General features: G+C 41.7%; 25 protein-coding genes and 1 other annotated feature. Of the genes, 16 read left to right on the forward strand and 9 right to left on the reverse strand.

What is annotated here, in order from left to right; genetic code table 11:
- Nucleotides 1-560: 560 nt before the first annotated feature.
- The 12 genes from BLR82_RS18530 (at nucleotide 561) to greA (ending at nucleotide 12,725) form a co-directional block, all read left to right on the forward strand.
- Nucleotides 561-1,235 carry a tetratricopeptide repeat protein gene (locus BLR82_RS18530; RefSeq protein WP_074600924.1) on the forward strand — a complete coding sequence of 225 codons (675 nt, stop codon included), beginning with the start codon at nucleotides 561-563 and terminating at the stop codon, nucleotides 1,233-1,235.
- Between the two features lie 21 nt (nucleotides 1,236-1,256).
- Nucleotides 1,257-3,575, forward strand: a complete 2,319-nt coding sequence (gene recD2 / locus BLR82_RS18535; RefSeq protein ID WP_074600980.1) for an SF1B family DNA helicase RecD2 — start codon at nucleotides 1,257-1,259, stop codon at nucleotides 3,573-3,575.
- A 71-nt stretch (nucleotides 3,576-3,646) separates the two neighbouring features.
- Complete coding sequence (locus tag BLR82_RS18540) at nucleotides 3,647-3,835, forward strand: hypothetical protein (RefSeq protein WP_074600925.1); 189 nt, start codon at nucleotides 3,647-3,649, stop codon at nucleotides 3,833-3,835.
- Between the two features lie 113 nt (nucleotides 3,836-3,948).
- Entirely contained in the window at nucleotides 3,949-5,016 is a 1,068-nt protein-coding gene (locus BLR82_RS18545; RefSeq protein ID WP_074600926.1) for an AI-2E family transporter, read from the forward strand.
- A 65-nt stretch (nucleotides 5,017-5,081) separates the two neighbouring features.
- Nucleotides 5,082-5,288 (forward strand) — a binding site (T-box leader).
- A 114-nt stretch (nucleotides 5,289-5,402) separates the two neighbouring features.
- Complete coding sequence (gene alaS, locus BLR82_RS18550) at nucleotides 5,403-8,039, forward strand: alanine--tRNA ligase (RefSeq protein WP_074600927.1); 2,637 nt, start codon at nucleotides 5,403-5,405, stop codon at nucleotides 8,037-8,039.
- Nucleotides 8,040-8,133: 94 nt separating this feature from the next.
- Nucleotides 8,134-8,397: an IreB family regulatory phosphoprotein gene (locus tag BLR82_RS18555; protein ID WP_074600928.1), complete on the forward strand. Its 264-nt coding sequence runs from the start codon at nucleotides 8,134-8,136 to the stop codon at nucleotides 8,395-8,397.
- 2 nt (nucleotides 8,398-8,399) lie between these two features.
- Complete coding sequence (ruvX, locus tag BLR82_RS18560; protein ID WP_074600929.1) at nucleotides 8,400-8,816, forward strand: Holliday junction resolvase RuvX; 417 nt, start codon at nucleotides 8,400-8,402, stop codon at nucleotides 8,814-8,816.
- Between the two features lie 25 nt (nucleotides 8,817-8,841).
- Nucleotides 8,842-9,126 carry a DUF1292 domain-containing protein gene (locus BLR82_RS18565; RefSeq protein ID WP_074600930.1) on the forward strand — a complete coding sequence of 95 codons (285 nt, stop codon included), beginning with the start codon at nucleotides 8,842-8,844 and terminating at the stop codon, nucleotides 9,124-9,126.
- Between the two features lie 244 nt (nucleotides 9,127-9,370).
- Complete coding sequence (gene mltG, locus BLR82_RS18570) at nucleotides 9,371-10,513, forward strand: endolytic transglycosylase MltG (protein WP_074600931.1); 1,143 nt, start codon at nucleotides 9,371-9,373, stop codon at nucleotides 10,511-10,513.
- Between the two features lie 147 nt (nucleotides 10,514-10,660).
- The gene (locus BLR82_RS18575; protein WP_074600932.1) at nucleotides 10,661-11,296 is read left to right on the forward strand and encodes an O-methyltransferase; all 636 of its coding nucleotides are present in this window, start codon (nucleotides 10,661-10,663) and stop codon (nucleotides 11,294-11,296) included.
- A 24-nt stretch (nucleotides 11,297-11,320) separates the two neighbouring features.
- Complete coding sequence (gene udk, locus BLR82_RS18580) at nucleotides 11,321-11,944, forward strand: uridine kinase (protein ID WP_074600933.1); 624 nt, start codon at nucleotides 11,321-11,323, stop codon at nucleotides 11,942-11,944.
- Between the two features lie 304 nt (nucleotides 11,945-12,248).
- Nucleotides 12,249-12,725 carry a transcription elongation factor GreA gene (greA, locus tag BLR82_RS18585; RefSeq protein WP_074600934.1) on the forward strand — a complete coding sequence of 159 codons (477 nt, stop codon included), beginning with the start codon at nucleotides 12,249-12,251 and terminating at the stop codon, nucleotides 12,723-12,725.
- A 526-nt stretch (nucleotides 12,726-13,251) separates the two neighbouring features.
- Here the strand turns inward: greA and BLR82_RS18590 are convergent.
- A complete protein-coding gene (locus BLR82_RS18590) occupies nucleotides 13,252-13,497 on the reverse strand; it encodes a KTSC domain-containing protein (protein WP_083334944.1) in 246 nt (81 codons plus the stop codon).
- A gap of 181 nt (nucleotides 13,498-13,678) precedes the next feature.
- Here BLR82_RS18590 and BLR82_RS18595 point away from each other — a divergent pair, with 181 nt between their 5' ends.
- From BLR82_RS18595 to BLR82_RS18605, 3 genes are all read left to right on the forward strand, one after another.
- Nucleotides 13,679-14,374: a YrrS family protein gene (locus tag BLR82_RS18595; RefSeq protein ID WP_074600936.1), complete on the forward strand. Its 696-nt coding sequence runs from the start codon at nucleotides 13,679-13,681 to the stop codon at nucleotides 14,372-14,374.
- 30 nt (nucleotides 14,375-14,404) lie between these two features.
- Entirely contained in the window at nucleotides 14,405-15,097 is a 693-nt protein-coding gene (gene mtnN, locus BLR82_RS18600) for a 5'-methylthioadenosine/S-adenosylhomocysteine nucleosidase (RefSeq protein ID WP_074600937.1), read from the forward strand.
- A gap of 95 nt (nucleotides 15,098-15,192) precedes the next feature.
- The gene (locus tag BLR82_RS18605) at nucleotides 15,193-15,432 is read left to right on the forward strand and encodes a YrhC family protein (protein ID WP_074600938.1); all 240 of its coding nucleotides are present in this window, start codon (nucleotides 15,193-15,195) and stop codon (nucleotides 15,430-15,432) included.
- A gap of 174 nt (nucleotides 15,433-15,606) precedes the next feature.
- Here BLR82_RS18605 and sigK read toward each other — a convergent pair whose 3' ends face one another.
- The 8 genes from sigK to sda all read right to left on the reverse strand — a co-directional run bounded on the left by sigK (nucleotide 15,607) and on the right by sda (nucleotide 22,816).
- Nucleotides 15,607-16,311 carry an RNA polymerase sporulation sigma factor SigK gene (gene sigK, locus BLR82_RS18610; RefSeq protein WP_074600939.1) on the reverse strand — a complete coding sequence of 235 codons (705 nt, stop codon included), beginning with the start codon at nucleotides 16,309-16,311 and terminating at the stop codon, nucleotides 15,607-15,609.
- A 783-nt stretch (nucleotides 16,312-17,094) separates the two neighbouring features.
- Nucleotides 17,095-17,478 (reverse strand): monovalent cation/H(+) antiporter subunit G, encoded by a 384-nt coding sequence (gene mnhG, locus BLR82_RS18615; RefSeq protein ID WP_074600940.1) that lies wholly within the window; start codon nucleotides 17,476-17,478, stop codon nucleotides 17,095-17,097.
- Entirely contained in the window at nucleotides 17,459-17,680 is a 222-nt protein-coding gene (locus BLR82_RS18620; RefSeq protein ID WP_371068787.1) for a monovalent cation/H+ antiporter complex subunit F, read from the reverse strand. The genes mnhG and BLR82_RS18620 overlap by 20 nt, the downstream gene beginning before the upstream one ends.
- Before the next feature lie 85 nt (nucleotides 17,681-17,765).
- A complete protein-coding gene (locus BLR82_RS18625; protein WP_074600942.1) occupies nucleotides 17,766-18,242 on the reverse strand; it encodes a Na+/H+ antiporter subunit E in 477 nt (158 codons plus the stop codon).
- Between the two features lie 6 nt (nucleotides 18,243-18,248).
- Entirely contained in the window at nucleotides 18,249-19,730 is a 1,482-nt protein-coding gene (locus tag BLR82_RS18630) for a Na+/H+ antiporter subunit D (protein ID WP_074600943.1), read from the reverse strand.
- Complete coding sequence (locus tag BLR82_RS18635; protein ID WP_074600944.1) at nucleotides 19,723-20,061, reverse strand: Na(+)/H(+) antiporter subunit C; 339 nt, start codon at nucleotides 20,059-20,061, stop codon at nucleotides 19,723-19,725. The genes BLR82_RS18630 and BLR82_RS18635 overlap by 8 nt, the downstream gene beginning before the upstream one ends.
- 1 nt (nucleotide 20,062) lies before the next feature.
- Complete coding sequence (locus BLR82_RS18640) at nucleotides 20,063-22,393, reverse strand: Na+/H+ antiporter subunit A (protein ID WP_074600945.1); 2,331 nt, start codon at nucleotides 22,391-22,393, stop codon at nucleotides 20,063-20,065.
- Nucleotides 22,394-22,675: 282 nt separating this feature from the next.
- Nucleotides 22,676-22,816 carry a sporulation histidine kinase inhibitor Sda gene (sda, locus tag BLR82_RS18645; protein WP_026569877.1) on the reverse strand — a complete coding sequence of 47 codons (141 nt, stop codon included), beginning with the start codon at nucleotides 22,814-22,816 and terminating at the stop codon, nucleotides 22,676-22,678.
- Nucleotides 22,817-23,216: 400 nt separating this feature from the next.
- Here sda and BLR82_RS18650 point away from each other — a divergent pair, with 400 nt between their 5' ends.
- Nucleotides 23,217-23,735 (forward strand): YqeG family HAD IIIA-type phosphatase, encoded by a 519-nt coding sequence (locus tag BLR82_RS18650; protein ID WP_074600981.1) that lies wholly within the window; start codon nucleotides 23,217-23,219, stop codon nucleotides 23,733-23,735.
- The last annotated feature ends 1 nt before the right edge of the window (nucleotide 23,736 follow it).

A 23,736-nucleotide genomic window follows, 5' to 3' on the forward strand; every position in this document is an offset into this window, starting at 1 on the left:
GACAAGGGGTTTTTCAAAGTTCAGTCAAGGGGTTGGCGGGACAATCGATTTTCATTAAACTAGAGGTAAGAGTGTAGAAGGGGTTAATCTTCAGAAAGTAATAGTGTACTCTTGCTTCTCTCCCACTGATTCGATTAAAGAATATTTCTTCAGCTCGCGCTTTTCCGCAGGAGTCCGCGTATGCTCCCTAAGCTTAGAAGTATGCTGATTAGTCTAGCGTAGAAATTTTTTTCCTGGAAACCCGACAAGACTTCTTAAAAACGGTTGTCGGGAAACGGGTGCTTTTCTTTCTAGAAACGGTTAGGGTTCCGTCCTTTCTTCTTCTATTGGACTCTGCTCGTTATCCTAGCTACACGCAGTACCAAGTGATTCATGAGAAAAAACAAATGGTGCAAAAAACGCCTTTCTTCTTTATAGATCAAGCGTGCATGGGTTTTGTATATATAGCCTAAGAAGACCCAAGAGTGCTCAGTGTCTAAGCAAAAGTAATAGAACGTCTTATAAGAAAATATTTTATCTGCAGGGTTTTAATGCTATGAAAAATACATCGGGGTGAGAATATGGACAAAATTAGTAAAGGAATAGAAAAAATGCAAGAACAGGATCTTCAGGAAGCAGCACGCTTGTTCAATGAAGCGATTGAGGAAAATCCGGAAGATCCCGTAGGTTTCATCAATTTTGGCAACCTGTTGCTTCATATGAATGACTATCAGCGAGCTGAAAAATTTTATCATAAAGCGATTGAACTAGATTCCGATGCCGCTACAGCTTACTTTGGATTGGGGAACGCTGCTTTTGACCAGGAAGACTATCCAGCTGCTCAGCAACATTTTCAAAAGGCAATTAACACAGGGCTTGAAGAAGGGGATGTCTATATGATGCTGGCGATGTCCTTGCAACATCAAGATCATCAAAAGCTTTCCCTTCCCTATTTTCAGCGTGCCATTGAGTTGAACCCAAAAGATGAGACGGCTTTATTTCAATATGGACTGGCTTTAGCGCAAACAAATCAAATCCAGTTAGCGCAACAAACCTTTTTCAAAGTTCTTGAAGTTGATGAGAGACACAGTGATGCCCTTTACAATATCGGTGTAAGCTATTTATATGAGGAAGATGTCGACCGAGCTTACGAGTATTTTAACAAAGCACTGCAATATCAGCCGGATCATCTGCTAGCTGCAAACGGGAAAAAGAGTATCGATGACATGCTGAACCAGGATAACCAGGAACAGTAAAAAGGGGCAATCAAGATGGCAATGGAAGATAAAAACGGACAATTGCAACAGAATAGTTATGTGAAAGGCGAGCTCCTTCATCATATTTTTATCAATGAGGAGGAGCACTTTTCCATTGCCAGAATCAAGGTTCTAGAAACCAATGAGTCTTTCAAAGAAAAGGACATGGTTGTAAAAGGGTATTTTTCCCGTCTAAATGAAGGAGAGACCTACGTTTTTCACGGTACATTTGAACAACATAAAAAGTTTGGTCTGCAATATCAGGTGAACCATTTTAAACGGTTCATTCCAGAGACAGAAGATGGATTGGTCGCTTACCTATCCAGTGATTTGTTTTACGGAATCGGTAAAAAAACTGCCCAGCGAATTGTCAAAGAATTGGGGGAAACGGCTGTCAGCAAGATATTGCAAGACCCTGGTGTGTTGAATTCAATTCCAGGACTCACACAAGAAAAAGCGGAACAGCTTTCAAAGGACCTGGCTGAACACCAGGGGTTTGAACATATTGTTGTCCATTTATCCAACTATGGATTCGGGCTGAAAATGGCACAAAAAATTTATCAGGCGTATAAAGATGAAGCGATCACCATTCTCGAGCAGGACCCATACCAGTATGTATTTGATATAGAAGGCTTCGGCTTTCAACGAGCTGACGAAGTGGCACGACAAAATCACATTCCGATGGACCACCCAAGCCGAGTTCAAGCTGCCTGTATTTATACATTGCAGCAAAGTATTCAGGAGGGGCATGTTTATCTGCCATTGGAAAACCATTTGCAAGCTGTTGATGAATTGTTGCATGGAGAAGAGCATCAGATAGAACCGGAAACAATCACTGCTCAGATTGCAGAATTGAATAAGCGGAAAAAGATAATTGTAGTTGATTCAAGGGTTTACTTGCCATCGCTATATTATTCAGAAAGCGGCTTTTGTACAAATATCGACCGAATTATCAAACAAGCAATCTCAGAACAGCCGGCAGATGCGGAGCTGCTAAAAATAGTCGGAAGGATTGAGGAAGAAGAGTCTCTCAGTTATGGCAAGGAACAGTATCAGGCGATTGAAAAGGCGATTGGTTCCAAATTGATGGTGTTGACAGGGGGGCCGGGTACAGGAAAGACAACGGTCATTAAAGGAATTATCAATGCTTACGCAGAAATTCACGGTTTATCCCTTGACCCTGATGACTATGACAATGATGCAACCTATCCATTTATATTGACAGCCCCAACCGGAAGGGCAGCTAAGCGCATGAAAGAGTCTACCGGTCTTCCAGCTGTGACGATTCATCGGCTGCTAGGCTGGAATGGACATGAAACCTTTGAAAAAGATGAAGATAATCAGCTGGAAGGAAAGCTGCTGGTCATTGATGAATTTTCTATGGTTGATATCTGGCTGGCACATCAATTGTTCAAAGCAATTCCAAATAATATGCAAGTACTGATAGTTGGTGACGAGGACCAACTGCCATCCGTAGGGCCTGGACAGGTATTGGCCGATTTACTTAAAAGCGGTCTTGTCCCCTTTGTACAACTCAACGAGGTTTATCGGCAAAAAGAAGGCTCGAAGATTATTCAACTTGCTCATGAAATCAAAAACAATCAGTGCAGGCATGACTCCCTTCAGCAGGAAACGGATTTTAATTTTATTGAGTGTCCGGAGTACCAAGTGGTGGATGTGATCATTCAAATTGTCAAACGCGCACACGACAAAGGAGTCGATCTTCGAGATTTGCAAGTGCTCGCACCGATGTATCGCTCAAAAGCAGGCATACATCGTATCAATGAAGAAATTCAGAAATTGATTAACCCGAAAACAAATCAACGCAGGGAAATTCGCACAAAGGATATCACGTTCCGGACTGGCGACAAAGTAATCCAATTGGTCAATCAGCCGGAAGATGGTGTTTTTAATGGAGATATCGGAGAAATATCGGCGATTTTTGAGGAAGACGAGGGAAGCGGTCAGGCTGAAGAAGTTGTGGTAGCCTTTGAAGAAAAAGAGGTAGCATATGAACGGAAGGATTTAGCCAATATTATGCATGCTTACTGTACTTCCATACACAAGTCTCAGGGAAGTGAATTTCCGATTGTCATCATTCCGGTAATCCAAGGATATCGAAGAATGCTGCGCAAAAATTTACTATACACTGCTGTTACAAGATGTAAAAAGTCATTGATTTTGTGCGGGAATAAACAGGCGTTTATTCAAGGAGTCAACGAACAGGACACGAATCGCCGGTTTACTTCATTAGAAGAACAGCTTCGGGAACTCATTGAGAACGTACCTCAACCTGAACAGGAGGAGGAAGGAGAACTTTCGCCATACGATTTTTTATAGATTTTATGTATAAAACAGGATAAATCGGGCATGCTTTAGGACAACTTACGATTTGGCAAGGAGGATCCTGGATGCATTGCCCGAACTGCAAAGGTAAAAACATTGGGAAAATAGGAAACCAGCAATTTTATTGCTGGAATTGTTTTATAGAACTGTCTTTATTGGGAGATGTACTGGATTTGCATCAGGTTGAACAGGATGGTTCTTTGAGTTCGTTGAATGACCTTTTTAGCGAGGATGAAAGAAAAGCAAGTTGGTAGAATGTATTAGCAGTGACCGGCATTGATTAATAAAATCTTCTTTCCTGGGGAAACTAAATGGAGACATTTTGGCTCAAGGCGTCAAGCTTGTTTACCGGGAAGGAGAGGTATGCTTGTTCCATCCTAATAAATCTATCCGCTTTTTATATTGGATTTCTGCTGGAATATTGGCATTTTTGTTCATGTATTTGTTATGGATACTGCTGCCCCTGTATCAGACGGTTTTGACTGTACTTCTCCACATATTGACTCCATTCATTATTTCGGCATTGATTGCTTATTTGCTGCACCCGGTAATTGAAAAGCTTCATCAATGTAATTTCCCCCGATGGTTTGCAATAATCGGCATTTATATTGTGTTTTTTGGTCTTTCAGGTTATCTTCTCTACAAAGCCTTTCCCGTACTGCTTCATCAGCTGCGGGACTTGAACGCCAATTTGCCAACGTTTATGGAGCAATACCGCAATGCGATTTATGGCTTGTATGAACGAACAGCTTACTTACCAGAATCCGTACACGACCGGATGGATCTTCTTTTTTACCGAGTGGAAGAATTTGTCGGTCATTTGCTTACTAGCGTAGTTGAACAGGCAGCCAAACTAATGGATATCGTCATACTGGCAGCGGTTATTCCCGTCCTTGTATTTTATATGCTGAAAGATTTTGACTTGATCAGGAAAGTAGTCAGAGGACTGACTCCGGAGAAGTATCGGGACGACGGACGGAAGCTTTGCCTTGAAATAGATAAGAGTCTTGGAAATTATATTAGGGGGCAGTTGCTTGTCTGCCTGTTTGTGAGTTTAACCACTTATGGTTTTTTGTGGCTGATTGGCATGCGATATCCGCTTCTTTTGGCAGTAATTATGGGAGTGACAAACATCATTCCTTACTTTGGTCCTATTTTGGGAGCAATTCCGGCAGTAGTAATTGCCTTGACTATCTCGTATAAAATGGTGATTTATGTAGTGATCGCCGTGTTTATCGTCCAGATAATCGAAGGGAATCTTCTATCCCCATTCATCGTAGGCAAAAGCATCAATATCCATCCGATACTGATTATATTTGCTTTACTGGCAGGGGGAGAAGTTGGCGGTATTATCGGAATGATATTGGCTGTCCCGCTTCTCACCATTTTAAAAGTAATTCTGTTTCACATCCATCGTTTTCGGACGGCAGATTGATTGACATAAGCAAGTATCTTTTTTATACTTTGAGACAAGTAGACGAAGGTCAATAGAAGGAATGCTATAATACGTTGAGGATCCCGAGTACATGGTGACCACCCGATCAGAGAGGAATTTCCAGGCTGAAAAAATTCCCGGACAGGACCATGGAAGCTAGATCTGAGTGCGGATTCATCTCCGCCGGCCTGCACCGTTACAAGCAACTAAAGGTGATGGATCATTGTGTCCATAATCAGGGTGGTACCGCGAACAAAGCTCTCGTCCCTGCTTTCAGGCAGGAACGGGAGCTTCTTTGTTTTATCTGAATGTGTATCTTGTTTGGTGGAGAACCAGTTAGAAGCAATCCTTTAAAAATAAGTCAAAGCCAATGGAGGTAAAAACCTATGATGCATTTAAAATCAGCAGAAGTTCGGCAAATGTATTTAGATTTCTTTAAGGAGAAAGGGCACCGTGTAGAACCTAGTGCTTCCTTAGTGCCTAAAGAAGATCCAACACTGCTTTGGATTAACAGTGGGGTAGCAACGTTAAAAAAATACTTTGATGGTAGAGTCATTCCGGATAATCCGCGATTGGTAAATGCCCAGAAAGCGATCCGGACAAATGATATTGAAAATGTGGGAAAGACCGCAAGGCATCACACCTTCTTTGAGATGCTGGGGAACTTTTCAATTGGTGATTATTTTAAAGAAGAGGCGATTGAATGGGCTTGGGAGTTTCTTACAAGCGATGATTGGATCGGTTTTGAAAAAGAAAAACTTTCTGTTACCGTCCATCCGGAAGATGACGAAGCCTTTCAAATTTGGCGGGACAAAATTGGACTACCGGAAGAAAGGATTATCCGTCTGGAAGAAAATTTTTGGGATATCGGCGAGGGACCAAGCGGTCCGAACACGGAAATCTTCTATGATCGCGGCGAGAAATATGGAAATGACGCAAATGATCAAGAGCTGTATCCAGGTGGAGAGAACGAGCGCTATTTGGAAATATGGAATTTGGTTTTTTCTCAATTCAATCATAATCCCGACAACACTTATACCCCGCTCCCTAAGAAAAACATTGATACTGGAATGGGGCTGGAACGGATGGTGTGTGTCATCCAGGATACACCGACTAATTTTGAAACAGACTTGTTCATGCCGCTGATAGAACGTACCGAACAACTGGCCGGCGTCAAGTATGGCGAAACGGAAGCAAGCGACGTAGCATTCAAAGTAATTGCCGACCATATCCGTACAGTAACATTTGCTGTCAGTGATGGTGCGCTTCCTTCGAATGAGGGACGCGGCTATGTATTGAGACGACTCTTGCGGCGGGCAGTCCGTTATGCCAAGCAGATCGGAATCAATCGGCCATTCATGTACCAGCTGGTGGATTCGGTCAGTAATATCATGGGAGAATTTTATGAAGAAGTTCAGAATAAAAAAACCTTTATCGAGAACGTGGTAAAGACAGAAGAGGAACGGTTCCACGAAACCCTAAGTGAAGGTTTGGCAATTTTATCGGAAATCATGGAAAACGAAAAGCAAAAGGGCAGCAATGTCTTTCCTGGCGAAGAGGTATTCCGTTTGTATGATACCTATGGTTTTCCGAAAGAACTCACTGATGAGTATATAAGCGAAGCGGGTTTTACCATGGATGAGGAAGGCTTTGAACAGGAAATGAACAAACAGCGGGAAAGGGCACGTCAAGCTAGACAAAAGGTTGATTCCATGCATGTACAGGAAGGCGTAGCCGGAGAAGTGGAAGCAGAAAGCACGTTTGTCGGTTATGAAGAGCTGGAAGTGGAAACAACCGTTTTAGAGATTATCAAGGACAAAGAGCTTGTCGATACCGTGGAAGCAGGAGATGAAGCTTATCTTTTCTTGAAAGAAACGCCATTTTATGCTGAAAGCGGCGGGCAGGTTGCTGACAAAGGCTGGATCCATACCGATCAAGCTACCCTTTCTGTAGAGGATGTTCAGAAAGCTCCACAGGGACAGAACATGCACCGTGTTTTGGTGAAGGAAGGAAGATTGCAAAGAGGGGAACAGGTAAAGGCTATGGTTGACCAACAATCCCGTTCGGAGATTGTTAAAAACCATACAGCAACACATTTGCTTCACCAGGCATTAAAGGATGTATTAGGGGAACATGTCAACCAGGCTGGTTCCCTGGTAACTACAGACCGGCTTCGGTTTGACTTCTCTCATTTCGGTTCTATTTCGAATGAGGAATTGGACCGTGTTGAACAACTTGTCAATGAAAAAATATGGGCATCTGTACCGGTGGCAATTGATTATCATCCTATTAATGAAGCCAAGAAAATGGGAGCCATGGCCTTATTCGGGGAAAAGTACGGTGATATCGTACGAGTGGTCCAAGTCGGCGACTACAGCATTGAATTATGTGGAGGCTGCCATGTCGTCAACACTGCAGAAATCGGATTGTTCAAAGTAACAGCTGAGTCCGGAATTGGCGCCGGAACGCGCAGGATAGAAGCAAGTACTGGAAAGGCAGCTTATCAATATTTAAATGACAGACAGACTGTTCTAAGGAACGCGGCAGATATGCTGAAGACAAGCCCGGAGAATGTGCCGGAGCGAATAGACGTCCTGTTCAATGATATGAAGGAACTCCAAAGAGAAAAGGAATCGTTAAGTGCCAAGCTTTCTAATATGGAGGCATCTTCTATACTGGATCATCTTCAGGAAGTTGACGGTGTGAAACTGCTTGCTCGGCAAGTAGATGTCCAGGATATGAACCAGCTGCGAAATATGGTCGACGAACTCAAGCAAAAGGTCGGCTCTGGCATTATTCTGTTAGGTTCAGTTTCTAATGGAAAAGTCCAGCTCGCGGCAGGAGTTTCGAAGGATCTTGTTGAACAAGGTTATCATGCAGGAAAACTGATCAAAGAAACGGCACAACGTTGCGGTGGTGGCGGTGGTGGTCGTCCCGATATGGCACAGGCGGGAGGCAAAAACCCTGACCAGCTCCCAGAGGCACTTCAATATGCTGAAACATTTATCAAGGAAAATTCCTAGTTTTTCTTGAAGACGGTTTAGGTATATAATAGAGAGTAACGAATTGTGGACGTTTGTCAGTTAACGTTAAAATTTGAAAAACGGGGGTAAACTAATGGGATCTATGGACAAAACAATGAAATTTAATTTTCCCGAAGAACCATTCGAAAAAAATGTAAAAGAAGTGCTCTTAACCGTGCACGAAGCTTTACGGGAAAAAGGTTACAATCCAATCAACCAGATCGTCGGGTATTTGTTGTCTGGTGATCCGGCGTATATTCCCCGGCACAAGGATGCAAGGAACCTAATTAGAAAAATAGAACGGGATGAGTTGATTGAAGAACTGGTCAAGTCCTATTTGAATAACCATAAGGAGTAATAATGAAAAAAATTGGTTTTGATGTTGGTGAAAAAACAATCGGGGTTGCTGTCAGTGATGCCCTTGGCTGGACTGCCCAAGGCATCACGACCATTAAATGGAATGAAAAGGATTATTCGACAGCTGAATCCGAAATAGAAAGAATAATCTCGGAATATAATATTGAAGAGGCAGTAGTCGGCCTGCCCAAAAATATGAACGGAACAATCGGGGAACGGGGCGAAGCTTCTCAAGCGTTTGCCAAGTACCTTGAAGACCGTTTTTCAATACGGACGGTTTTATGGGATGAAAGGTTGACAACCATGGCTGCGGAGCGGGTTCTCTTAGAAGCAGATATGAGCCGCAAAAAGCGTAAAAAGGTGATCGATAAAATGGCCGCGGTCATGATTTTGCAAGGTTACCTGGACGCAAACAAATGAACGAACAACTTACGGAGGTGCAGAAATGGCATTAGAAGAAAAAGAAAGAATCATTATTCCAGACGAGAATGGAGAAGAGCATTTGTTTGAAGTGCTGTTCACGTTTGATGTGGACCAGACAGGCAATTCGTATATTGCTGTCGTTCCTGCTGAACAGAAAGACGATGATGAAGTCGAGGTATTTGCATTTCGCTATGAGGAAAAATCTCAGGATGAAGATGACTTGTCATTGTTCCAAATTGAATCAGAGGAAGAATGGGAAATGGTCGAGGAAATGCTTAACACCCTGACGGATGAAGAAACAGAATAAATTTCATTATAGGATGACTGAAAGCTTATTATCGGCATTTGCCGGTAATAGGCTTTTTTATGTAGAAAAGCAAAATCATGGAGTGGTGGGATGTTCACACCGCTCGGTCTTTGTGATAAAAAAATCTATGCCACTTTTTTATGCTGAATGATGCGTTATAATCGGAAAACTTGAATAAATTACACAATAATTAGAAATGGTGTCGAGGTTTGTAGTATAATAAATCCGGTGAAGGGGGTTTCGTATGTCTACTTCTGATAAAGAGACAAAGTTTTCCTTACGTTGGAAACAGCGCATGGAAGAAGCAAGCACTGTCAGGAAAATCGTTGCTGTAATCCTGTCCTGTTTACTATTGATCATGATAATCGGCTCTATTGCCGGATATTTATACGTCAAGTCTGCCATGGAACCAGTGGATCCGGATGATGATACGACCACAGATGTAGAAATACCTTTAGGTTCTTCTACTTCCCAAATCGCCGGCATATTGGAAGAAAACGGCATTATAAGCAACAGTCTTGTATTCCGCTTTTATATTAAATTTAATAATGTGGCAGAGTTTCAGGCGGGAGAGTACGAGTTCTCGCCGTCGATGAGCTTTGACCAGATTGTGGAGTCATTGCAGACAGGTACACTGGTAAAGGATCCTATTCTTACAATCACAATCCCGGAAGGAAAAACAATTGAAGAAATAGCTTCTATATATGCTGAAAAAGCTGGCATTGATCCGGAAGCATTTATAGCCAAGACAGAAGATGCCGAATACTTAGAAAATCTGATTGCTCAACATCCAATGATATTGTCGGAGGAGATATTGGATCCGGAAATCAGGTATCCACTGGAAGGCTATCTATTTGCCGCTACCTATGATTTTTATGTGGAAAATCCTACACCGGAAAAAATTATCGACAAAATGCTGCGAAAGACTGAAAATGTTTTGACGCCATATTTGGATTCCATTTCGGCTAATGATCAGATTGGCTCTGTTCACGAAGCACTGACAATGGCATCACTAGTTGAAAAGGAGGCGCAAACAGAAAAAGATCGAAAGATGATAGCGGGAGTGTTTTTCAACCGGATGGCTGAGAATATGAGACTTCAGACCGATCCGACAGTGCTTTATGCCTTGGGCGAGCATAAATCAAGGGTATTGTTCGAAGACCTTGAGGTTGAGTCGCCTTATAATACCTATCAAGTATCGGGGCTCCCGGTAGGGCCTATTTCAAACTTTGGAGAGAATTCCCTGCAGTCGGTTCTCAATCCAGAGGATACCAACTATATGTATTTTGTGGCGGCAGAAGATGGGACGATTTATTACTCGGAAACATTTGAAGAACATCAGCAGTTAACGCAAAAATATTTACACAGGGATGCAGCAGGGGAGTGAAGGTAAAAATTCGCATTCCCTGCTTTTTTTGTGTTAAAATAATAGGGTTGTAAAAATTGTTCAAAGGTCTTGTAAAGCCCTGTTATGAACAATCCATTTGAAAAACAAGCGGACTTTTGACATAAGAAATTGACGGAGGTTGCAAAAGTGGATGATCAATTAGAACAATACTTAATGGGGACTGTCCCAGCTGTGCCAAAGTGGGCTGCAAAACTTGAAGCATATGCGCAAGCGCATCGCATACCGATAATGGAGCCGCTAGGCATTCAGTTTTTGATGCAATTGATCCGCATTCATAAGCCTGCAAAAATACTCGAAATCGGGACGGCTATCGGTTATTCTGCACTCAGAATGCTGGAAGCATATCCTGCTGCGCAGATTTTGACAATTGAAAGAGATGAACAGCGTTATCAGGAAGCAGTCAATAATATTGAAGCTCAGGATAAACAAAACCAAATCCAGGTAATTTTGGGAGATGCCTTAGAAGTAGTAGAGCAGGTAAATAATAACGGACGCTATGATATGCTGTTTATTGATGCAGCCAAAGGTCAGTATCAGCGTTTTTTCGAAATCTACAGCAAGCAGTTGAGTCAGGATGCGGTTATCGTTTCCGATAATGTTCTGTTTAGAGGTATGGTTGCTTCGGAATCCGACCAAAAAGACAGGCTTAACAAACTTGCAGGAAAAGTGCGCAGTTATAATGAATGGCTTGTCCATCATCCCGACTTTTATACGACCATTATTCCGGTTGGTGACGGGATCGCTGTCAGTGTTAGAAGATGAAAGGAAAAAGGAGAGCTAGGTAGTATGTCGAACAAACCCGTAGTTATTGGTGTTGCCGGGGGCAGCGGATCTGGAAAAACCTCTGTAACCAGGTCAATCAGCCAGCGGTTTACAGATAAGACCATTTTAGTCATAGAACAGGATTATTATTATAAAGATCAAGCCCATCTTCCGTATGAAGAACGCTTGAATACCAATTATGATCATCCATTGGCCTTCGATAACGATTTATTGATAGAACATGTAAAAACACTACTGGCACAAAAACCTGTCAACAAACCTGTTTACGACTATACTCGTCATACCCGTTCGGAGGAAGTGGTACGTGTCGAACCCAAAGATGTCATCATTTTAGAAGGGATTTTGATTCTGGAAGACCAACGCCTGCTTGATTTAATGGACATCAAAGTGTTTGTTGATACGGATGCAGATGTGCGGATTATCAGACGGCTGCTTCGGGATATCAAGGAACGTGGGCGTACAATCGATTCTGTTATCGATCAATACATCAATGTAGTCCGGCCCATGCATCTGCAGTTTGTCGAACCGACGAAACGCTATGCAGATATTATTATCCCTGAGGGTGGACAAAACCATGTAGCCATCGATTTGATGGCAACTAAAATACAAACGATTCTGAACCGGTAAATTTTTCCGTCCATAAGTAAAAACTATTGAAAAATTAGATAAAATCTGCCATAGTATTGGATATAGTCAAACTGAAAACGGGAACATGGACTTGAGCGCACAAATGTGCTGCTCATTTTTATAGAAGGACAAGGTTCTTTTCCCGCCCCGATTACCAAAATGGTGACCAGCAATGTGAAACTTCACCGATTTAATTTATCATGTTTTTGTTGTATACTATATAAACTATATATACCCCAGATAAAAGAAGACTTGGAATAATCGGGAATTTGATATTATTGTTGGAATCAAAGGAGTGTGTCAAATGGCTGCAGAAAAAAGTTTTTACATGACCAATGAGGGTAAGCAGAAATTAGAAGATGAATTAGAATACCTTAAAACGGAAAAAAGACAAGAAGTTGTAGAAAGAATAAAAATAGCCAGAGGGTTCGGCGATCTTTCCGAGAACTCTGAATATGATGCTGCAAAAGATGAGCAGGCTTTTGTAGAATCCCGTATCGCTACGGTGGAAAACATGATTCGGAATGCAGTAATTATCGAAAACGATAACGATAATCCAAATGTGGTGAATTTAGGGAAATCCGTGACGTTTAAAGAACTTCCTGACGGTGACGAAGAAAGTTATCAAATTGTCGGTAGTGCGGAAGCAGATCCGTTCGAAGGGAAAATTTCGAACGATTCACCAATCGCAAAATCACTGATAGGACGTGAAATAGGCGAAAAGGTAACTGTACCGACACCAGGCGGGGATATGGAAGTGGAAATCCTTAGCGTTGAATAAGGAATAGTTATATAGTGACTTGGACAAAACCAGTAAACAAAGCAAAAACCGAACGAATTCGTTCGGTTTTTGCTTTGTGGTAAGAATTGAATCATAGGAATTGAGTCAATGCTGAATACGGTGGTGAACCATGTCCGAATGAGCATTTGTTCGCAAAAAGTGAGTTCATTTCCTCTATGGCCGGATGGAAACCGCTGCTTCTGTGGAATGAGCTTTTCGTTAAAGAAATGGCGGGGTGAAAAACCACTCTCCTACAGTTGACAGGAATCAAAAGGTATTGAATGGAACTCTACAGCTTCAGTGCCTAACCCCTTGAGGTTTTGAGGCAATCCTCTATATGGAAAGAAGAACTAGTCCACCGCTTATTTGACCTCACAGGTGTTGTACACAAGATGCTTGGATATTTTCCTATTCAAAAAAATCATCAGCAGTTTTCTATGCTGATGAATGTTTTGGACAGCCCCTTAATTTTGTTGCTGGTTCGTTATCGTTGAGAACGGAGTCCATATCCTTTTCAAGAACTTGTTCACTTCAATTCTGAAAGTACTTTTCTGTGCTTGCAAGGATAGTAGGGAAGAAACACTTTTCTGATAAAATCCTCCTTTTTCAAGGAAATCAGGAACTCGAAGACGACCAATTCTTCCACTTCAGCAAATTGAACCTCTGTGCCATCTAAAAAGAAAATGGAAAACAGATTTTGTTCTTTATCATAACCGACTTCATTGAAGGTGGTTATCCCCCAAAGCTGCTGATCGAACTTGGTAATTTTCAATAGCATCATCCCCTTCTGAACTCGCTGTTTTATTAGTTAGATGTTTATGCACGGACTCCTTCCTATATGCCAAAAGTAGAAGAAGTTCGACAAAAATAATCTGGCGGGAAGGTTAGAATGATTTTGTCCAATTCAAAATACCATAGTATAATAGCAGATAGATGGAAAAGGAGGTACTTTCATGTCAGATGATTTTCATTCACCATCCAGGGTGAATCGTTTTGAAAAAAGAAGAAAAGGCACAAAAGCGATAACTTTCCTTCTAATTGCCGGCGGAATACTGATCCTTGTTTTGATTGGTTTCTTTCTGTTCGGCGGTGGGGATGAAGATAATGCCACAAATAACAATGAAAACCAAGAAGTATCGCCTGAAAAGGAGCAGGATTCTGCTGCTGAGGTGGGAGAAGACGACAAGAACGAAAATGAGGACACGGCGGATGGAGCGAATCAGCCGGATTCCGAAACAAGCGAAGAAGAAGAAACGGAACCCAATGAAAATGATACGGGACAAGAGGCAGAAAAAGAAACGGTTGATTCAAGCGGAGACAGTAATGTAAAAGAAGCGTACACAGCAGATTGGAAACCGGTAGGTACGAAACAGCAGGGGACACATCAAACGACGTTCGAAGAAGGTACACAGGATTGGGAAGAAATGATGGAAGCCATTGAATTGGCGACGGATTTACCAAGCAGCAACCGAGTTGTCTGGTGGGTCGAAAGAGGAAGTGCCGACCAACAAGTTATTGCCACCGTTTCCGATAGTGACGAGACAGAAACATACCGGACATACCTAACTTGGGTAGAAAACGAGGGCTGGAAACCAACCAAGGTGGAAGTGTTAAAAGAAAATGATCAAAAATACCGTTTTGAACAATAACAGGAACAATGTTACAGGAGGAAATAGACTATGACAATTGCCATTATCGGAGCAATGGACGAAGAAGTGCAACTTTTGAAGGGGAAAATGGACGTTACTGATACGATTAAGGCAGCAGGGTGTACATTTGTAAAGGGGACACTGAAAAATCGTGAGGTCGTCTTACTTCAATCGGGCATAGGAAAAGTAAATGCCGCGATGGCAGCAACGATTCTTCATGAGAGGTTTGCGCCCACTCATGTCATCAACACGGGCTCTGCAGGTGGATTCAATCAGGAACTAGAGGTGGGGGATATTGTCATATCGACTTCTGTTACGCACCACGATGTAGATGTTACGGCATTTGATTATGAATATGGACAGGTTCCAGGAATGCCTCCTAAATATGAAGCGGACGAACAATTAGTAGAGTTAGCGATCCAGGCAGCAAATGGACTTGACGATCTTCAGGCGAAAAAGGGATTGATTGCTACTAGTGATTCATTTATGCAAGATGAAGAACGTGTGGCATTTGCCAGGGACAAGTTTCCTGATATGATTGCGGCAGAAATGGAAGCAGCAGCAATAGCTCAAGTAGCTTACAATTATCAGGTGCCTTTTGTCGTCATTCGTGCTTTGTCTGACATAGCAGGAAAGGAATCTTCCGTGTCCTTCGATGCTTTTTTAGAAAAAGCAGCTGCAAATGCCGCAAATTTGATCATCGATATAGTAGAAAAAATCTGAGCTTTTCCATCAATTACCTTCCTGGCAAACTGTGATTCTATGTTATAGTACAAGTAGAATCGCTTTTTGTTCAATAGGAAGGAGGAAAGCAGCTTATGAAGCAGCAGGAAGCTAAACTCATCGAGGAGCGTATTGAAGACTTTGGTCGTTTCTTGGTGACACTGTTGATGCTTAGTGCTTTTTTCTATTTAGGGATGATTATTAATTACTATCTTGAGCCGATGGATAATGGCGGCCTTTTGCCGACTATATTGATCCTAACCATTATGGCTGCTGGTTGGATTGCTGTCTTGTTGAAAAAGTGGCAGCGTGATTTAAATAGTTTAATGGAATGATACAAACCGCATGGTATTCACTGACTGGAAAAGTCATTTAATGCCATGCGGTTTTTCAATGTTAATTAGAGAGATGAGGATACTCGCCTTTTAAGGGATAGGCTGAAGTATTTGTTTTTCCTGTTACTCTCTTTGTATCTCTTATGTTTTAGGGATATATCGGTATTCTCTGTTTTATGTGCCTCTTTCCTTACGGTAATACTCATGAAAGACTTTCATTAGAGCACGTTTTTCAATTCTGGATACATAACTCCGAGAAATTTTCAGCTTCTTGGCAATTTCGCGCTGTGTTAATTCTTTGGTATTATTTAGACCGTATCGATTGATCACTACTTCCTTTTCTCTCTCATCCAGTATTCCAAGGTATTCCTTGATTTTTTCCACTTCCATATTCAATTGGATATATTCTATCAAATCTTCATTTTCTGCTTCCAAAATGTCAATCAGACTGATTTCATTTCCCTCTTTGTCCTGGCCGATTGGATCGTGGAGAGACACATCTTTTTTGGTTTTCTTCAAAGCGCGTAAATGCATAAGTATTTCGTTTTCTATACACCTTGCAGCGTAAGTGGCCAACTTTGTTCCCTTCCCGACTGAAAAACTTTCAATTCCTTTAATCAATCCAATTGTTCCGATAGAAATCAAATCCTCCGTGTCTTCTCCGGTATTTTCAAATTTTTTTACTATGTGCGCGACCAGGCGCAAATTATGTTCGATCAACATATCCCTGGCGTGCTGGTCGCCCTCTTGCATTTTTTCAATATATAATGCTTCTTCTTTAGCAGAGAGTGGTTGAGGAAAAGCATGGTTTTTAACATAGGATACAAAGAACAGTGTTTCTTTGATGAGATATGCCAACGCACTTATTATACCCGACAAAAACAAGCACCTCCGTTAGAGTGGGCTATAGCCTATATCTTCACTCTATGTGCGGTTGTTGGAAATTGTGCCTGTCTGCCGGTGAAACATTTATTAATCTGCTTCGCGAGTTAATGAAGGGTACAAAGCCCGCATTAAAAAAAAATACGAAAAGAGTAATTACTGCACAAAAAATTGTTAACTGCAACATAGTTTGAATGCGTGTTCCTAACTTTACTTTATTGAGTTGGAGTTCGGCGCTGCGGAAATACCCTGCGCATTCCGCGGGCGGCTGGTAAGCTTCCTCAAGCTAAAGCTCTGCGGGATCTCACCGAGGCCTTTCCTCCCGCAGGAGTCTCCGGGTATTTCCGCAGCTAGGAATAGCTTCCTATTTATAAATTGTACTAGACATATTCTCTTGAATTACTTTGTACTGCATGTAGTTAGAAAAACAAAGCAGAAAGTCCAATAGAAAGAGTAAAGCAAGCGATAATCAGCATGCCTCTTAGCACAGGGAGCATACACAGACTCCTGCGGGAAAAGCGCGAGCTGAAGATCCACTTGGTAAAGCGGTTTTCTTTACCAAGTTAGCTGAAGCCGTGCCCGCGGAAAGCGAAGTATGCTACCGAAGCGGTGGTTTACAACCTTTTTTAATAGCAATGGAACTTCTCATTACAGTTACTGCGCAGTTTATATTTACTGTGTATAAGGAGCTCCCTTTTTGGAAACTGGATAAATGAAAAAACCATCAGCAAATAGCTTATGCTGATGATTTCCTCCACAGGTATTTTAATTACTTTTTCGTTATTTCATATGGTCTGGATTTTCTTTCGCTCTGATGGCTTCCGTATAATCATCGCGTACTTTGTCCCCCCATGGTTTAACGCCGCTGCGATGGGCCGCCCTGGAAATCATATGACCTGATACCGGGACGGTCAAAAGTACAAACAACAAACCTAAAATCAACTTTCCGCTAAATATGCCGTGCTCGACATACAGAAACAGAAAAGCTCCAATCATAATTCCGGCTATGCCTAACGTCGATGCTTTGGTAGCAGCATGCATTCTTGTATAGACATCAGGGAAGCGCAGCAATCCAATGGACGTCGAAAAAATGAAAAATGTACCAACCAGCAAACATATCGAAATCAGAATATCCATGAAGATATCAACGCTCGTCCCTGTCAATGATAACACCCTTTTCTATGAATTTTGCCAATGCAATCGTACCAATAAATAGTAAGATACCAATCAACAATACAATATCATTTAATTTGGTTGTAACAAGCAATATGGCAATCAGACCTACCAGAGCCATCAAATTAATTCCAATCGCATCCAAGGCTACAGCGCGATCCGGATTTGTCGGCCCTTTAATCGCACGAATCATTAACAAGATCAGTGAAACAGAGGTTGCTACTAAACATATATACGTGACAATTTCTGTAATATAGTAAAAATCGGTAGATGTCATATCATCTGGTCACCTCCATAATCGCTTTTTCAAAACTGTCCTTGATTTCCTGGATGGATTCCTGGGTATCGTCTATATGCATCGCATGGATATAAATCAAACTGTTATCGTCGGAAACAGCGATCGAAAGGGTTCCAGGAGTGAGAGAAATCAGGTTCGCAAGCAGCGTGATTTCCCAATCACTTTTCAGTTCTGTCGGCAATGCAAATATACCTGGTGTGATATCCAACTTTGGTTTGTAAACCAGTTTGACAATCTGCAGATTGGAAAGGATCAGCTCTTTGGTAAACAAAAGCATTAACTTCAATACTTTAACCACCCGTTGCATATAAAATGCGTCGGGGATAAAGCGCTGTAGAACCAGTAAGAGCAGGATACCAATCAAATAACCGCCAAAAAATGTTGAGAACGTGTAACTTTCACTCATGAACATCCACATTACTGCGATCAAAATGTTTAGTAAAATTTGAAAAGGCATATAGGTTTACTCCTTAAAAACAGAATCGATATAAATTTCCGGATTCATTAGTTGATTCGAAATATTATCTATGACCGGATAAAATATTTCTGCTCCGATTCCGAGCAAAACGGTGAGAAATACTAGAAAAGCGACCGGCCAAGTCAGTGCGGTGGCGGTTTTTCTGTCGATCACGATATTCTCATCTTTTTCACCCCAGAAACCTCGGACGAATATTTTCATAATCGAATACAAAATTAACAGACTGGACAATAAACCAATGATTACAATGGCTATCTCTCCATCAGCGAAACCGCCTTGCATAATCATTAACTTGCCAATAAAGCCGCTGAACGGGGGTACACCTGCCAGGACGAATGCGGAAATGAACAGCAGCCAGCCAAGTAGGGGAAGCTGATGAATCAGCCCCTTCATTTTCCGCAAATCCGAGGTACCGACAATATGAGCGACAGCACCTGCTAACAAAAATAAGGCTGCCTTTATTATCATGTCACTTATCATATAATAGACTGATCCGCTTAGCGCCGTTTTGTTATAAATTCCGATACCCATTACCATAAATCCGACTGCAGGAATAATGTTATATGCGATTACCAGCTTGATATTGTTTGTTGACAAAGCACCAATTGCTCCGAACACCAACGTAAATCCGGCTATCCAAATAAATAGTTCATGTGTCACTGTCGTGTCATGAATGAACACTAGCGTGAACATGCGGATGATCGAGTAAACACCAACTTTTGTCAACAGTGCTGCAAACATTGCAGATACGACCGGATTGGGAACGGTATAGGGCTTTGGCAGCCAGTAATAGAGTGGAAACAATGCTGCTTTCGTTGCAAATACAAAGAATAGCAAGATACCTATCGTCGTCAAAATCCCCTGTTGCTCTACTTCCTGTACCCTTTCAGCCATTTGCGCCATGTTGACAGTTCCTAAAACAGAGTAGAGAAAAGCAACAGTAGTAACAAAAACAATCGAAGAAAATAGATTGACTAGCACATACTTGATCGACTCACGGAGCTGTACTTTTTCTCCCCCCAACGTAATCAGCGCATAAGAAGCCATCAATAGGACTTCAAAAAATACAAACAAGTTGAACAAGTCACCTGTCAGGAATGCGCCAGACACACCTGTAATCAAAAGGAAGAAAAACGTATAAAAGTAGTACCTTTCCTTCTGCTCAGTAAGTGAGTAAGGCGCATAAAAGACGCAGGCAAGTCCGATAACATTGGTAGTTAAAACAAGGGTGACCGCCAGCAGGTCAGCGACCAGGACGATCCCATAAGGAGCTTCCCAGCCTCCAGTCTCCAATGTCACGGTACCGTTCTGCACTACGTAGTAAAAAACATATGCAGCTACACCTGTACTAATCACGGACAACAATTTTGCTGCATGGCGTACAAACGGTGTTTTTGTATGAAAGAATGCTAACAAAATCCCTGAAACTAGCGGGATGATGATTGGAAGTACTGCTAAGTTACTCATCATGGTTACCCCTCAATTTTTCCATATTATCTGTATTGTTCTCTTGCGCCGCCCGGTAAGAAAGTACCAACAGCAGACTGGTCAGACCGAAACTGATGACAATGGAGGTCAGAATCAAGGCCTGAGGAAGTGGATCAGCATAGTCACTTATTCCATATTCCAAAACAGGCGGTGCGCCTCGTTTCAATTTCCCCATCGTCAGAATGAACAGATGGGCTCCGTTCGAAAGGATAACCGTACCGATTACGATTCGAAGCAGCTGTTTTTGCAGCAAGTTATAAATACCGGCTGCAAATAAAACTCCGGCTACCACCGACATGATAATTTCCAATTTATTCTCCCTCCTTGCTGCGCAGCTTTATCAAGCTGTAGATGCTAAATGCGGCAATACCCAGGACAGTAATCTCAAAGAGAGTATCCAGGCCACGCATATCAACGAGGATTACATTCACTACGTTGTCTCCACCGCCTAAATCATGCGAGGTTTCCAAAAAATAGTCCGAAATCGTAGCGAACCATTTGCTGCTGTGTGCTGATATACCAATCAAGGTCATCAATGTGCCAAATCCTACTGCGATGACTGCATTTGTTAAACGAAAGCCGGTTCCTTCCGTCCTGCGGCTCAACTGCGGCAAATGATGGAAACATAACAGCAACAAGGCTACCGTAATGGTTTCGATTACCAATTGTGTCAATGCCAGGTCGGGTGCCCGGTAAAAGACGAACAATAATGCCTGCCCATAACCTGATACGCCGAGGATGATGATGGCCGCTACATTATTTTTGGCGAGAATGGTACCAACTGCACCAGCTATCACCATGATTCCTACAAAAATTTCTGGGAGTGTGATAGGTGCAAGGTCATCCGTTTTGAAGGTGAAACCATTCGTACCGGCCATCACTAGTCCTGTCACAATGAAAATAGTTGAAATGATCAGAGCAGTATATCTGCGCAGTGATCCGTTCATATAGCCCTTGGTCAGCTTCGAAGTGTACACGTCTAACCCTTTCAGTGTGCGATTATAAACTCTGTTAAAGCTCAGATCACCTGGGATAGTCTTGTAAATATTCCACCATTTTTCACGGAATAGATATAGGATTGTACCAAAGGCTACTACAATTAAAGACATGTAGAATGCCGGTTTCAATCCATGCCAATAAACGATATGCTCATGGGTTTTCACTCCGCTGATTGCCTCAGCTGCATGAGCGAGAAACGTTTCATTGAACAGATTCGGAAACAGTCCGATAAAAATAACCCCGAATACAAGAATCGCAGGGGCGATCAGCATGCCGATAGGTGCCTCATGTGGTTTTTTTGGTAGTTGCTCCAATTTCTGTTTCCCAGTAAAGGTTCCGAACAAGAAATACATCGAATAAACAAATGTGAAAATACTCCCGAACACTGCAAGATAAGGGATTGCCTGTTTCATTACAGACGCAATCAACAACGTGGTATCTCCGATGTGAAGAGAGTTTTCAAAGAAAAGCTCTTTACTATAGAACCCATTGAGAAATGGGAGTGGTACCCCGGCCATAGATAGCGAAGCAAACAGTGCAAGCGTCGCGGAAATAGGCATTAACGTCATCAGCCCGCCTAGTTTGCGAATATCCCGCGTGCCGGATTCGTGGTCGATAATGCCGGCGATCATAAACAAGCTCCCTTTGAAAGTGGCATGGTTCAAAATATGAAAAACAGCAGCAAAAACGGCAGCTTCCGTGCCGAAACCCAGCATTGCCATGATCATACCTAACTGGCTGACTGTCGAGAAAGCAAGAATTCCTTTCAAATCAGTTTGTCTGACTGCCATGTAGGAAGCCCAGCACAACGTGATTATGCCAATTCCACTCACGACAATAAAGAACCATTCATATCCATGGAAAATCGGAGAAAATCGGGCGACAAGAAAAATACCTGCTTTCACCATTGTAGCCGAGTGAAGATAAGCACTGACAGGAGTCGGTGCTTCCATAGCGTCCGGAAGCCATATATGAAAAGGAAATTGAGCTGACTTGGTAAAAGCCCCCAATAAAAGCAAAGTCAATATCAACGGCAGGTAGTCGCTTGACAGGATTAAATCTACACTGCCAATCATCTGTTGTACACTTGTGACTCCCGTTATTACATGTAAAAGCATGAAGGCACCAAGCATGCTCAGACCACCGAAGACAGTGATCAGCATCGACTTCATCGCCCCGTAGCGGGATCCTTCCCGATGGTTCCAATACCCAATCAATAAGAAGGAGGAGATAGAAGTTAATTCCCAAAATGTATAAAGAACATACACATTATCTGATAATACAACCCCGAGCATTGCGGTCATGAATAGTAAAAGGTACACATAGAAGTGCGCCAATTTTTCCGATTTATGTAAATAAAAGATGGAATATAAAGTAACCAGGGCTCCTATGCCACTGATCAAAAGCACGAATAATAAGCTTAATCCATCCAAGTAGAAATCAAGTGAAATTCCCAGAGAAGGAATCCAAGGGTAGCTTTCCAGTTCCGGAGAAAAACCCTCTCCAATAAAACGAACAAAAAAAATGAATATTCCCAGAGGTATGAAAAAGACAAAAATTCCTGTGTGGACTTTATCTTTAACCTTACTCAAGAAAGGAATAAGAAGTGTCAAGATAAGTGGTAATAAAACTGCGAATAGCATGTAATAATGGTCCTCCTTTAGTTGATCTCATTCACAGGGGAAGGCTATCAGATGATAATAATGCCGATGGGAGTGCGGAATAAATGCACACTTACCTTTCATTTTAATCAGAACAAGGTGTAATATTCAACTAAATGCATTCATGGACGAGGGGGGAATATGCAAAAACGTCCATAAACTCATTTTAGCGAAAATAAAAAACCCCTGCCATGAGAAAACATGACAAGAGTTTGACAATTTTCAGTAAACCATCCATTTAATCCAAACAGAAAACGGAAGTATTCAGCTGGAGTATTTAATTTCGTGAGTTAGCGACCTTCTTTGAATTTCCGCTTCTATTAAATGAATGAATTCATTGCTTAAATTTAGTTCATTCGCTTTGTGATAGGATTCTATTAACAATTCGTCCGATAAATGTTCCATAAGGCTGCTCCTCCTGTATTGGAAGTTTCCCATCAATACATTTTCAAGGAATGAATGAATGTCTGTCTTGAAGTTATTAATACTTTACCATGAAAGAATGGGTTGGACAAGTTGTAAGTTATTAACAGTTGGCTGTATATAACTTGTTAATAAACTGTTTATTTGGGAGGAATTATTTGATTTGACGGGAAATAAGATGTTAATAAAGTTATCCACAGAGTGAAATGTGCGGGAATTTGTCGAAAGAAAGATTCATTTTTTGCCGACAGCAAACATATATGCCAAGATGGAAAAGAAGTGAACTGCTAAAAAATTTCTTTTGAATCCAGAAGATAAAATGTATATCATGAGTAAGGAGTGTAGAGAACGGTTATACATAAAATGAGGTGACTAGCAGTTGATCTTAAAAAGGTTTTTGCCAAATGAACATGTGAGAAGCGTATTTGAAATCCATCCAGACGATCTGAAAGCTCGTGGAATAAAAGGAATTATAACAGATCTTGATAATACGTTGGTGGCTTGGGATGTGGCCATGGCTACACCGGAAATCATCGCCTGGTTCCAGCTGATGGAAAAACACGAAATCAAAATTACAATCATTTCAAATAATAAAGAAGAAAGAGTAAAATTATTCTCAGAACCATTAAACACTCCGTTTGTTTATGGCGCGCGAAAGCCGTTGAGTCAAGCCTTCAAAAAAGCTACCAAACAGATGGAATTGGACAAGAAGGAAATCGTTGTTGTCGGAGATCAGATTATGACTGATGTGTTGGGCGGCAACAGTGCAGGATTTTATACCATTCTGGTTGTACCGATTGTTCAAACAGATGGTAAATTGACAAGAATCAATCGGAAAATTGAAAGACGGATCTTGAGTTGGATGAGAAGAAAAGGAATGATTACTTGGGAGGAAGAGTGAG

Source organism: Sediminibacillus halophilus (assembly GCF_900103695.1).
Taxonomy (GTDB): Bacteria; Bacillota; Bacilli; order Bacillales; family Amphibacillaceae; genus Sediminibacillus; species Sediminibacillus halophilus.

Excerpts from the sequence above, each read along its gene's own strand:
- BLR82_RS18595 (WP_074600936.1), top strand. The coding sequence starts at position 13,679 with ATGTCAGATGATTTTCATTCACCATCCAGGGTGAATCGTTTTGAAAAA.
- recD2 (WP_074600980.1), top strand. The coding sequence starts at position 1,257 with ATGGAAGATAAAAACGGACAATTGCAACAGAATAGTTATGTGAAAGGC.
- mtnN (WP_074600937.1), top strand. The coding sequence starts at position 14,405 with ATGACAATTGCCATTATCGGAGCAATGGACGAAGAAGTGCAACTTTTG.
- alaS (WP_074600927.1), top strand. The coding sequence starts at position 5,403 with ATGATGCATTTAAAATCAGCAGAAGTTCGGCAAATGTATTTAGATTTC.
- BLR82_RS18555 (WP_074600928.1), top strand. The coding sequence starts at position 8,134 with ATGGGATCTATGGACAAAACAATGAAATTTAATTTTCCCGAAGAACCA.
- BLR82_RS18530 (WP_074600924.1), top strand. The coding sequence starts at position 561 with ATGGACAAAATTAGTAAAGGAATAGAAAAAATGCAAGAACAGGATCTT.
- BLR82_RS18620 (WP_371068787.1), bottom strand. The coding sequence starts at position 17,680 with ATGATTCGTGCGATTAAAGGGCCGACAAATCCGGATCGCGCTGTAGCC.
- BLR82_RS18625 (WP_074600942.1), bottom strand. The coding sequence starts at position 18,242 with ATGCCTTTTCAAATTTTACTAAACATTTTGATCGCAGTAATGTGGATG.
- udk (WP_074600933.1), top strand. The coding sequence starts at position 11,321 with ATGTCGAACAAACCCGTAGTTATTGGTGTTGCCGGGGGCAGCGGATCT.
- sda (WP_026569877.1), bottom strand. The coding sequence starts at position 22,816 with ATGGAACATTTATCGGACGAATTGTTAATAGAATCCTATCACAAAGCG.
- BLR82_RS18640 (WP_074600945.1), bottom strand. The coding sequence starts at position 22,393 with ATGCTATTCGCAGTTTTATTACCACTTATCTTGACACTTCTTATTCCT.
- BLR82_RS18605 (WP_074600938.1), top strand. The coding sequence starts at position 15,193 with ATGAAGCAGCAGGAAGCTAAACTCATCGAGGAGCGTATTGAAGACTTT.
- BLR82_RS18565 (WP_074600930.1), top strand. The coding sequence starts at position 8,842 with ATGGCATTAGAAGAAAAAGAAAGAATCATTATTCCAGACGAGAATGGA.
- mltG (WP_074600931.1), top strand. The coding sequence starts at position 9,371 with ATGTCTACTTCTGATAAAGAGACAAAGTTTTCCTTACGTTGGAAACAG.
- ruvX (WP_074600929.1), top strand. The coding sequence starts at position 8,400 with ATGAAAAAAATTGGTTTTGATGTTGGTGAAAAAACAATCGGGGTTGCT.
- BLR82_RS18540 (WP_074600925.1), top strand. The coding sequence starts at position 3,647 with ATGCATTGCCCGAACTGCAAAGGTAAAAACATTGGGAAAATAGGAAAC.
- greA (WP_074600934.1), top strand. The coding sequence starts at position 12,249 with ATGGCTGCAGAAAAAAGTTTTTACATGACCAATGAGGGTAAGCAGAAA.
- BLR82_RS18630 (WP_074600943.1), bottom strand. The coding sequence starts at position 19,730 with ATGAGTAACTTAGCAGTACTTCCAATCATCATCCCGCTAGTTTCAGGG.